At 36.5% G+C, this 11,164-nt stretch carries 8 protein-coding genes; 6 read left to right on the top strand and 2 right to left on the bottom strand.

Annotated features, from left to right (window positions below):
* On the top strand, positions 1-529 hold a 529-nt coding region (locus ACHRV5_RS12130), incomplete at its 5' end, for an IS3 family transposase (RefSeq protein ID WP_395426932.1).
* A 145-nt stretch (positions 530-674) separates the two neighbouring features.
* Here the strand turns inward: ACHRV5_RS12130 and ACHRV5_RS12125 are convergent.
* Positions 675-1,466, bottom strand: coding sequence for a DUF5995 family protein (locus ACHRV5_RS12125; RefSeq protein WP_395426931.1), 792 nt, complete (start codon positions 1,464-1,466; stop codon positions 675-677).
* Positions 1,467-1,740: 274 nt separating this feature from the next.
* Between ACHRV5_RS12125 and ACHRV5_RS12120 the strand changes: the two genes are divergently transcribed.
* The 4 genes from ACHRV5_RS12120 to ACHRV5_RS12105 all read left to right on the top strand — a co-directional run bounded on the left by ACHRV5_RS12120 (position 1,741) and on the right by ACHRV5_RS12105 (position 7,148).
* On the top strand, positions 1,741-2,496 hold the full coding sequence (locus ACHRV5_RS12120) for a DUF6597 domain-containing transcriptional factor (protein WP_395426930.1): 756 nt from the start codon (positions 1,741-1,743) through the stop codon (positions 2,494-2,496).
* A 60-nt stretch (positions 2,497-2,556) separates the two neighbouring features.
* Entirely contained in the window at positions 2,557-3,720 is a 1,164-nt protein-coding gene (locus tag ACHRV5_RS12115; RefSeq protein ID WP_395426929.1) for an FAD-dependent oxidoreductase, read from the top strand.
* Between the two features lie 239 nt (positions 3,721-3,959).
* The gene (locus ACHRV5_RS12110; RefSeq protein ID WP_395426928.1) at positions 3,960-6,263 is read left to right on the top strand and encodes a DNA topoisomerase 3; all 2,304 of its coding nucleotides are present in this window, start codon (positions 3,960-3,962) and stop codon (positions 6,261-6,263) included.
* A 408-nt stretch (positions 6,264-6,671) separates the two neighbouring features.
* Positions 6,672-7,148, top strand: coding sequence for a DUF6265 family protein (locus ACHRV5_RS12105; protein WP_047775575.1), 477 nt, complete (start codon positions 6,672-6,674; stop codon positions 7,146-7,148).
* A gap of 158 nt (positions 7,149-7,306) precedes the next feature.
* Here the strand turns inward: ACHRV5_RS12105 and ACHRV5_RS12100 are convergent, their stop codons facing one another.
* A complete protein-coding gene (locus ACHRV5_RS12100; RefSeq protein ID WP_395426927.1) occupies positions 7,307-8,470 on the bottom strand; it encodes an MFS transporter in 1,164 nt (387 codons plus the stop codon).
* 222 nt (positions 8,471-8,692) lie between these two features.
* Here ACHRV5_RS12100 and ACHRV5_RS12095 point away from each other — a divergent pair, with 222 nt between their 5' ends.
* Positions 8,693-11,119, top strand: coding sequence for a TonB-dependent siderophore receptor (locus tag ACHRV5_RS12095; RefSeq protein ID WP_395426926.1), 2,427 nt, complete (start codon positions 8,693-8,695; stop codon positions 11,117-11,119).
* The last annotated feature ends 45 nt before the right edge of the window (positions 11,120-11,164 follow it).

The raw sequence follows: 11,164 nt of genomic DNA, 5'->3' as shown, positions 1-11,164 counted from the left end.
AAGCGATATAACTTACTGGAAAATTAAAGATGATTTTCTATATATCAGTTTTATTACAGATGCCTATTCAAAAAAAATAGTTGGTTATCATTTAGGAGATAGTTTGCAAACATCTGAAACAATTCAAGCCTTAGAAATGGCAATTTCAAGTAATGCAAATGAAAAAAAAGGACTAGAATTGATACATCATTCCGATAGAGGAACCCAATATTGTAGTAATGAATATATAAAACTTCTAGAAAATAACAATATTGGAATTAGTATGACCGAAAATGGAGATCCTTTGGAAAATGCTATTGCAGAAAGAGTCAACGGCATAATAAAAGAAGAGTATTTAAATGATTATCAAGTGGATAATTTAGAAGAGGCTAAAGAATTATTGAAAGCAGTTATTCAATTATACAATAATGAACGACCTCATATGAGTATAGGCAATTTAACTCCAAATCTAGTACATCAAAACAACATAAAAACAGAAAAATTATGGAAGAACTATTATCTAAAAAGTCCTATTATTGTAAACCAATAACAGGACTAAAAATGAATTGTAAATCTATTTTAGGATTAAGGATAAATATGTAAACTTATTTTAGGACGAGACAATCCTTAACTTAATGACATTGCGCTCGCGCTAGCACAAGAAAACTTAAAAATCTTTCTGTTTTTTACAAAAATCAAGTAGCAGCACAATCCACCTTTTTTAGCTGGACAATCTGCAAATCGATTATTTTCTGAGCCACGGTTCCTTTTTCAAACAAACGAATAAATTTGAAAATAGCGCTTACAAAATAACCGGGATTTGAAACCAATCGAGCAATTTCTGTGATTTTTTTATCTCTTAGTTGGATACAGGCTTCCGTTTGATTTTCGGGAAGTGCTACAAATTCGTTGGCAAATTTCCAGGCACCATCTCTGGCGACTTCCATGCTAAAATCAATAAAGAAGTTGTCCATTTTGCCCGTCCATTTTAGTAAGATCGTCAGCGTTGGCCAAATTTTAATTAAACATTGTTCGACGTTTCCTACCAGACTGCTTAGAATACCGTTTATTTTATCAAAATCACCTTTTAAGTCTCCAATGTCTTCTACTGTACTGACCTGAGCTGCGGCTACTCCTAAATCCAGATTCACATGGGCATTAATTCCAAGCAATAAGTGTTGAACCACTATGGGCCAAAATTTTTCTGCTTGTTGAAACGAAAATTCCCAACATTCGGATGGCTTTTCTTTGGCTTTATATTGGTAATAAGCCTTTATATAGCGATTGGCAAAAATGACGTCGAGTTTCTCCATTCGCTCTCCATTCTGAAAAGAATGATCGGCGATGCCTTCTTTTATTCTTACCGTAACTTCACGATACAACATAGTAAACAAACCTATAGCGCTTTGTTCTACTTTTGATATTTCTATTATCTCATCCAATAACTGAATGACCTCGTCTATAGTAGTGGCTTGTTTTATATTCATTGTAGTGGGTTGTGGTTAAATTAGCAACAACGAATATAATTCTTTTAATCTGTTAAAGCCTATTATTTTGAAGCAATTATCTTGTTATTTTTTCTACTTTTAATATTCAAATAATAACTAAATCCATTACATGTAATTGCTTTACAGCTTACCATACACCCGAAAATATTTCGTTGGTAGCACACTCCCGGAAATGTATCTTCATAAAAAATTGGAATAACAGCAAAAGTTTTCCAACTTTACACAACGGCACATTATTAAAAGAATAGACCATATGAGCAACGACTTCTACTATAAATTCATTCTGCCGGACCAATCCATTAGCGATTTTGTAGAAAATATTGGAATGTTTCACAATCCGTCTGATAAAGCAAAAGAAGTCGTTCTAATGCCTGATGGAAGAGTTGATTTATTTTTCATGAAATCTCAATCAGACTCTTTTCAAAGTACGCTTATCGGTTTGGAAACAGTACCGGAGCAGAGAGCCATTCCTCCGCAGACTCTTGCCTTCAAAATTAGTTTTAAGCCGTTGGGAGTCGAATATATTTTACAAACTTCTATTGCTGCTTTTTTAAACAGTGCCCAAAATCTACCTCCGGATTTTTGGGAATTTAATACCGCTGACTTGAAAGATTTTGATGCCTTTCATAAAAAAGCAGTACAAAAAATAACAACCCTTTTACCAACTAAAATTGACGAAAGAAAACGCAAGCTGTTTGAACTGGTTTACGCTTCAAACGGCGAAATAAAAGTCAAAGAACTTTCTGAAAAAATAGCCTGGAGCAGCAGAGAAATCAATCGCTATTTCAATAAACAGTTTGGACTTTCTTTAAACGCATTCTGCAAAATTTTACGTTTTAAAGCCTCCTTAGCGCATATTGCACAAGGCAAACTTTACCCCGAATTAAACTTCGCGGATCAAACCCACTTTATCAAAGAGATCAAAAAATTCTCAGGTGTGGTACCAAGTGAATTATTAAAAAATAAAGATGACCGATTTGTACTATTATCTGTTCTGAAACAGCAATAATTTTGTTCCGACCGAGGCCGATAAGCCAAACGGAATAAAATTAACGGAATACGATACAAAATGATACTACAAAATAAACAAGTCGCTATCATTGGCGGTGGTCCTGGCGGACTTACATTGGCAAGACTTTTACAATTGCAAAACGTAAATGTAAAAGTATACGAAAGAGATTTTAATAAAGAAGCAAGAGTGCAGGGATCACCTCTGGATCTGCATGATGATTCAGGACTGGCAGCGATTAGAAAGGCCGGTTTATTGAACGAATTTAAAACCAATTTTCTTCCCGGTGCCGACAAAACACTGATTGTAAACGAACATGCCGAAATATTTTTCAGTGACCACGAAACAAATGGTCAGGAGGATTTTGGCAATGAGCATTTTCGTCCTGAAATCGACCGGGGTTCACTAAGAAAAATATTGCTGGAATCTTTACAACCGGAAACGGTAGTCTGGGACAGTCATTTTATGGCAATGGAAAAACAAAATGAAGGCAGGCTATTGCATTTCAAAAACGGTTTATCAGTTTATGCCGATATTGTAATTGGTTCGGATGGTGCCAATTCAAAAATACGACCTTATATCACCGACATCAAAGCATTATATTCAGGCATAACAATGCTTGAAGGAAATATTTACGACTCTCAAAAAACGGCTCCTTATATTTCATCCTTACTCAATGGCGGAAAAATAATGGCCTTTGGAGATACCCAAAATCTATTGCTCGGACAAAAAGGAGACGGAAATCTTGGTTTCTATGCCAGTTTTAAAACCGATGAAAACTGGTCAATAACCAGTGGATTGGACTTTTCTAACAAAACACAAATACTGGAATGGTTTAAAAAAGAATATCCGGAATGGAGCAGCATCTGGTATGAACTATTCCAAAATGTCAGTGTACCATATATTCCTCGTCCTATTAATTACATGCCCTTAGATCAGACTTGGGAAACTTTGCCTAATGCCACCTTAATTGGCGACGCTGCCCATGTTATGCCACCCTTTGCAGGTGAGGGTGCTAATATGGCCATGCTGGATGCGTTGGAATTAAGTGAATGTTTAACCTCTGATCAACATGAAAATGTACAGGAAGCACTCTCTTTTTATGAAAAAAATATGCGCAAAAGAGCTGCAAAAGCAATACAAGAGTCCCTTGAAAATGGTGAAAAAATGCATTCGAAAGACGCCTTAAAAACAATGTTAGATTTTTTCAAAGGAGAAAATTAAAAGCAAAAATGACTTTCACACCAACCTAAAAGCAGCCCAAATACGAGAAACTTAGCGTGTCTCTTCGAAAAAGAACTATGTATCTAAGTCTCTTTAACGCAAAACAATAAATACTTTAAAGTCCAGCTCCTCACATGCCAAAAAACAAAAAAACTTAGTGCCTTTGTGGCTTTATGGCAAAAAACTTCAATACCAATTTCTAAATCCCTAATTTTACCCCTTCAAATTAGAAGGAGAAAATGAAGGTCTGTATTGCTGAAAAACCAAGTGTAGCACGAGAAATAGCATCCGTTTTGGGTGCCAATACCAAACACGATGGCTATTACGAAGGCAACGGTTATGCGGTGACCTACACCTTTGGGCATTTATGTACCTTAAAAGAACCCAACGACTACAAACCCCATTGGAAAAGCTGGGATTTGAACAATCTTCCGATGCTTCCCGAAAAATTCGAAACCAAAGTGGTACAGAATACGGGAATTCAGAAGCAGTTTAAAATCATAAAAACCTTATTTGACAAAGCCGAAGTAGTGATCAACTGTGGGGATGCCGGGCAAGAAGGAGAGCTCATTCAGCGTTGGGTGATGAATGAAGCCCATTATAAAGGTGAAGTACAACGTTTATGGATTTCGTCCCTAACAACCGAAGCTATAAAAGAAGGTTTTGAAAACTTAAAGCCATCAGCCAACTACGATAATTTATTCTACGCCGGATTTTCCAGAGCCATTGGTGACTGGTTATTGGGTATGAATGCGACCCGTTTGTATACCGTAAAACATGGTGGTTACAAACAGGTCTTGTCTATTGGACGTGTGCAAACCCCAACACTGGCAATGGTTGTAGATCGTTTTAAAGAAATTGAAAACTTTAAACCTCAACCCTACTGGGAACTTCAGACTTTATACCGGGAAGTGCTTTTTAGCTATGAGGAAGGTCGCTTTTTGAAAAAAGAAGATGGGGAACATTTAGCGAATAAAGTAAAAGAAAGTGAGTTTGAAATTGTTTCTGTTGAAAAAAAGAACGGAAATGAATACGCTCCCAAATTGTTTGACTTAACAGGATTACAGGTTTTTTGCAATACAAAATTCGGATTTTCGGCAGATGAAACGCTGAAAATTGCCCAAACCTTATACGAACAAAAAGTAATCACCTATCCCAGAGTGGATACGACATTTTTACCGAATGATATTTATCCGAAAGTGCAAGGCATACTGCAGAAACTAACGGATTATGCGGCATTAACTCAGCCCGTTTTAGAAAAGAAAATCAAAAAATCGCCTAAGGTTTTTAACGATAAAAAAGTAACCGATCACCATGCGATTATTCCAACGGGGATTCAAAGCAATTTGCAATACAATCAGCAACAGGTCTATGATATTATTACCAAGCGTTTTATTGCCGTATTTTATGATGATTGTTTGGTTGCCAATACCACAGTAATCGGAAAAGCCGCCGAGGTAACTTTTAGAACTACCGGAAAAGAAATCTTAAAAAAAGGATGGAAAATTGTTTTCGAAGATCCTAACGGTAAAGAAAAAGAACCCGATCTGTTACCTAGTTTTGTTGTGGGTGAAAAAGGACCACACGAACCATCATTTCTGGAAAAAGAAACTAAACCGCCGAATCAGTTTACGGAAGCAACTTTGCTGCGTGCCATGGAAACCGCCGGAAAACAAGTCGATGATGAAGATTTACGCGAGTTGATGAAAGAAAATGGTATTGGTCGTCCGTCAACACGGGCAAATATTATTGAAACGCTTTTTAAACGTCAATACATCGTTCGAAATAAAAAACAGGTTTTACCAACGCCAACAGGGATTCAGCTCATAGAAACCATTCAAAATGAGTTGATAAAGTCGGCTGAACTTACCGGTTCTTGGGAAAAACAACTGAAAGATATTGAAAAAGGCACTTTTACCGCCGCCGCTTTTATTCGAAACATGAAACGTATGGTGGAAGCTTTGGTCTATGAAGTCCGAAGTGAAACCAAACATGCTAATATCTCGCATGTCGCCAATGTTCCCAAACCAGTTGCTAAAGTAGAAAAAAAGAAAGCCGCCGGAATTGCGGCAGAAGTTTGTCCAAAGTGTAAAAAAGCGACACTCATAAAAGGAAAAACGGCTTTTGGATGCAGTGAATACAAATCGGGTTGTGATTTTGTATTACCTAATGTTTTTGCGGGAAAAAAAATAACCGAAAGCCAATATTTGAGATTGCTTCAAAAAGGCTCAACAGTAAACATAAAAGGTTTTAAAGATGATTCGGGAACGGTTGAGGGTTTAATTCGTTTTGAAGAGAACTTCAAACTCAAATTAGAACCAAAGAAAACACCATCAAAGCCGACATCAGAGACCACAGCAGATTCTTTGACGTGTCCAAAATGTAAAAAAGGGACGATTCTAAAAGGAAAAACCGCTTATGGTTGTGGTGACTATAAATTGGGTTGTGATTTTAAAGTGACTTTTGATGCTGTCAGAATCAAACTCGGAGACAATAAACCAACTAGAGAATTGGTTTATTCTATTTTGTCTGAAAGCGTTTAATACAAATAGTATTTTTTTGCCACAGATTAGAAGGATTAAAGTGATTTCTTTTTGCCACGAATTACCCTAATTTTCTCGAATTATTTTTATGCTGTTGCGGGTTAAATCATTTTAATCCGTTCAATCTGTGGCACTATTTATCCACCAATAATTTTAAAATTTAATTCGTGCAATTCGTGACAAGATTTTTCGTGCACTAATCTTACTCTAAACTGGAATCACAAGTTTTTCAACACTAATTACACGAATTTTCACGAATTGTTTTTATGCTGTTGCGCGTAAATTTTTTTTAATCCGTTCAATCTGTGGCATTCTTTTTCATGATTAATTCGTGCAAAATTATGCAATTCGTAGCAACCTTTTTTTTACTAACTTAGCTCATTAATCTAACACTAAATATCTCAAAATATGTTTCAGAAAATTACTCTTTTAGCGCTTGTTCTAGCCTCTGTTTCCTGCCAGAAAAAAGCAACTGTAGAAAAAGACAAAATCAAAGTAGCCGACTGGCTTATCGGAAACTGGGAGAATAAAAATCCGGATGGTGTACTTACCGAAAACTGGCAAAAACTAAACGACAGCACTTTTAGCGCTGCATCGTATTTTATAAAAGGAAAAGATACTATTCATTTTGAAAGCATCGTTTTGGCACAATTAGGCGAAACCTTAACGTACAAAGCAACTGTAAAAGGGCAAAATGACGGTAAAGCGGTTTCATTTCCTTCTACGATTTCAAACGAGAAACAATTGGTTTTTGAAAATCCAAAACACGATTATCCTCAAAAAATTACTTATACCAAAGGAGCCAATAATACTATGACGGCCGAGATTTCCGGGAAACTACAAGGGAAATTGACTACGGAAAGGTTTATTATGACTAAGAAGTAGCTCTTTTTTTTGTGAAATATTTTTTTCTGTACCATTGTCAACCTGAGCGGAGTCGAAGGCTTGTTAGATAAAAGGGGGCTTCGACTTCGCTCAGCCTGACATATGGGGAAAGAAAACTTTGTGTCTTTGCAACTTTGTACCTCAGCAACTTTACTCCTTTACTCCTCTTCCTCTCCGATCTTATTGACCATCAAAATCATAAGTCCGCCTAGAAGGGCCATTATCAGAAAAGCCCATTTCATACTTAGATATTCTGAGATAAAACCAACCATTGGCGGCACAAGTAAAAAACCGAGATAACCTATTGTTGATATTGAGGTTAAGGCTGATCCGCTGCTTAATTTTGATGATCTTCCGGCGATACTAAATACCAGCGGCACAACGCAGGAAACCCCTACTCCGATTAAAACATATCCAAAAATCGTTGGATAGATATAAGGTAGCAAAAAGCAGATTAAAAAACCCACAGTGATAAAAATACCGCTGTTTAATAAGATATTCTTAATCCCGAATTTTGTTACGGCATAATCTCCCAAGAAACGTCCTAAGGTAACAGCAGTCATAAAAAACACAAATGCTGCGGTGGTTAATTTGGGAGAAGCGTGTAATATATTCTGGAAATAAATCCCGCTCCAGTCGTACATGGTGTTTTCGCATGCCATGGAAACGAAGCAAATCATGGCAAACTTAATCAGGTTTTTTTCCGGCATAGAAAAGAATTTCTTTTTCTCCGGAACCGGTTCTGTATGAATACTCAGCGGGTAAAAACAAGCTGTAACGGCCAGCATCAAAATACTAACGCCCAACAAATGCTGAGACGGATCGATGTGCTGCGTTACCATTACATAACCTAAACCCGCACCGGCAAATCCGGCAAGACTCCAAACCGCATGAAAACGCGTCATAATTGATTTTGGATACAGTTTTTGCACTTCAAGAGCTTGCGCATTAATTGATAAGTTGAAAATATTTCGTGACGCTCCAAAAACTAAAAGTATAATAATTAGCTGCCACACAAAAGCGGCAAAACCAGGCAAAGCCAATACAAGGTTAAACATCACCGCTCCTAAAAGCATGATGTAACGGCTGCTGTATTTGTTTAATAACTTTCCTGTAAAAGGCATTGTAAGCATTAAACCAATCGGGAATGCAAATAAAACAGCTCCAAATTGGGCCTCGGTCAAATGTAATTGTGCTTTGATGTGTGGAATCCGGGATGCCCAGGAAGAATATCCAAATCCGGACAGGAAAAAAAATACGGTATTGGCCAGTCTGTATCCTTTAGGAGAATGGCGAAGTTTATCAAAATAGGCTTTTATCATCGATTGTATCTGCACTTAATTAAGTTGCAAAAATAAGACTTTTTTAATCCCTGCCTAATATAGTTGTAAAGACGATTCTTACTTTAATTACTGCAAAATCAACATTTAACAATTTCATCACCAAATTTTAAAGAATTACAATTGTTAAAATAATATTAATTTTTAAATTTGCACAGTTTTTATTTATTCCAAATAAAAGCATTTTAATTAATTTAAATAACCATGAATTATCTAAACCCCAGAGTGCAACAAATTCTTTTTGTTTTTTTCTCATTCTTATTTTCTATAACTACTATTTCTGCCCAACAATCTTTCGGAAGTATTAAGGGAACCATAACAACTTCTGACGGCGAAAAGGCAGAAGATGTTTACTTGAACTTAAAAAATTCAAAATACGCTACAACTTCCAACGAATATGGCGCATTTGAACTAAACCGAGTAAAATCGGGAAGTTATACTTTACAAATTTCATTGGCCGGTTATGAAAAACTGACACAAGAAATAACCGTTACCGAAAATCAGGTTACTACACTACAATTACAGTTAACGGTTTCTAACAAACAATTAAAAGAGGTTGTAATTACCAGTAACAAAGGAAAGGCTTTTCCAAAGCAAAGTACTTATGTTTCTAAAATGCCATTGAAAAACATTGAAAATCCGCAAGTTTATAATGTTGTTTCTTCTGAAATAATGAAAGAGCAAGCCATTACCAATTATGAAGATGCCTTAAAAAATGTCCCCGGAATTCAAAAACTTTGGGAATCTACCGGACGTGGTGGTGATGGAGGATCTTACTATACTTTACGTGGTTTTGAAGTTCAGGCCAATGTTGTAAACGGATTGCCGGGCTTAACAAACGGAAGTCTTGATCCTGCCAATATAGAACGAATAGAAGTAATTAAAGGACCATCCGGAACTTTATTCGGAAGCTCCTTAGTTAGTTATGGCGGTCTTATTAATACCGTTACCAAAAAACCATTTGTTGGTTTCGCCGGCGAAGTTTCGTATACAAGCGGAAGTTTTGGACTAAACAGAGTAACGGCAGATGTCAATACAGCTCTGGACGATAACGACAACATTTTGTTTCGCATCAATACTTCGTATCAAACAGAAAACAGTTTTCAGGATGCGGGCTTTCGTACGGCTTTGTTTGTAGCTCCTTGCCTTTCTTATAAGGTAAATGATAAATTGTCTTTCCTTATCAACACCGAGTTTATGCAGGAAGAAAAAACAACTCCGTCCATGTTGTTTTTAGGAAGAGACCAGCAGCTGCAATTTGCAAACCTTGGGGAGTTAAATTACAACACCGATCTTTCTTTTTACAGCAATGATTTATCGATAAAAAATCCTCGTTTTAGTTTACAGGCACAGATGAATTATAAAATCTCTGATCAATGGACATCTCAAACGGTTTTATCACGAGGTTCTTCTAAATCAAACGGATACTACTCTTATATTTATGATAACGAAGATGGAAAAGGAGATTTTGCCTTCTGGATTAGCGACCAACAGTCACAAACCAGTACAACAGACATACAACAGAATTTTGTAGGTGATTTTAAAATTGGAAACCTGCGCAATCGTATTGTGGCCGGTCTTGATTATTTTGAAAGAAATGTAACTTATGCAGGATCAGGATATGCAAAATTGTACAATATTACCGCACAAGGAGAAGTCAGACAATTTGATCCTTTAGCTCCAAATTACCTGACCAGAACATCGGTTGATAATGTTCTTTCTAAGGAAGCAGCGCAAAACTTTAACCAACAGGATGCGACCTATAGTGCTTATGCTTCAGACGTACTTAACATTACGCCAACTTTATTGGCAATGGCCAGTTTGAGAGTTGATTATTTTGACACAAAAGGCGACATCAAAAATGACAAAGACGATTATACCCAAACGGCTTTATCTCCAAAATTCGGATTATTGTATCAGCCAATTGAAGATAAACTAGCTGTATTTGCCAATTATATGAATGGTTTTAGAAATGTTGCCCCAGGCAGTACTACTGATGCTAACGGAGATATACAACCTAAAACTTTTGAACCTGAACATGCCAATCAATTAGAATTTGGAGTTAAAGCCAATCTTCTTTCTGATAAATTAAATGCAACTGTGAGTTTTTATGATATTAATGTTGCCAATTTAGTGGTAAGCTCTAATACATTCACTGTACAAGGAGGTGAATCAAGAAGTAAAGGTTTTGAACTTGACTTGAATGCTGCTCCAATAAAAGGGTTAAGCATCATAGCAGGATATAGCTACAATGACAGTAAAATTACCAAAGGAAACGATGGTGATGTCTGGTTGGAAAATGGAAAAAGACCTTTCTGGGCCGGACCAAAAAACCTGATCAATCTTTGGGCTACTTACAAATTTGATTCCGGTACTCTTGAAGGATTTGGTTTAGGATTTGGAGGAAATTATGCGAGCGAAAATGCCATCCTGGACAGTCCAAAAACAGGGAAATTTGTACTTCCTGAATATACAGTTGTAAATAGTTCTGTTTTTTACAGCTCGACTAAATTCCGTGTGGCTTTAAACCTTAATAATATGGCCAACAAAGATTACTTTAACGGTGGCTGGTCTACCGTGAATCCACAAAAACCAAGAAATCTGGTAGCAAGCTTCTCGTATAAGTTTTAATCCATTTTAATTTAAATAAAAAGCCTCGAAATCCTATATGCAATT

Origin of the sequence: Flavobacterium sp. FlaQc-52, from assembly GCF_044007495.1 — a bacterium.
GTDB lineage: Bacteria > Bacteroidota > Bacteroidia > Flavobacteriales > Flavobacteriaceae > Flavobacterium > Flavobacterium cupriresistens.
The sequence above is the reverse complement of the archived record's forward strand: the minus strand, read 5'-3'. Positions and strand labels throughout refer to the sequence as shown.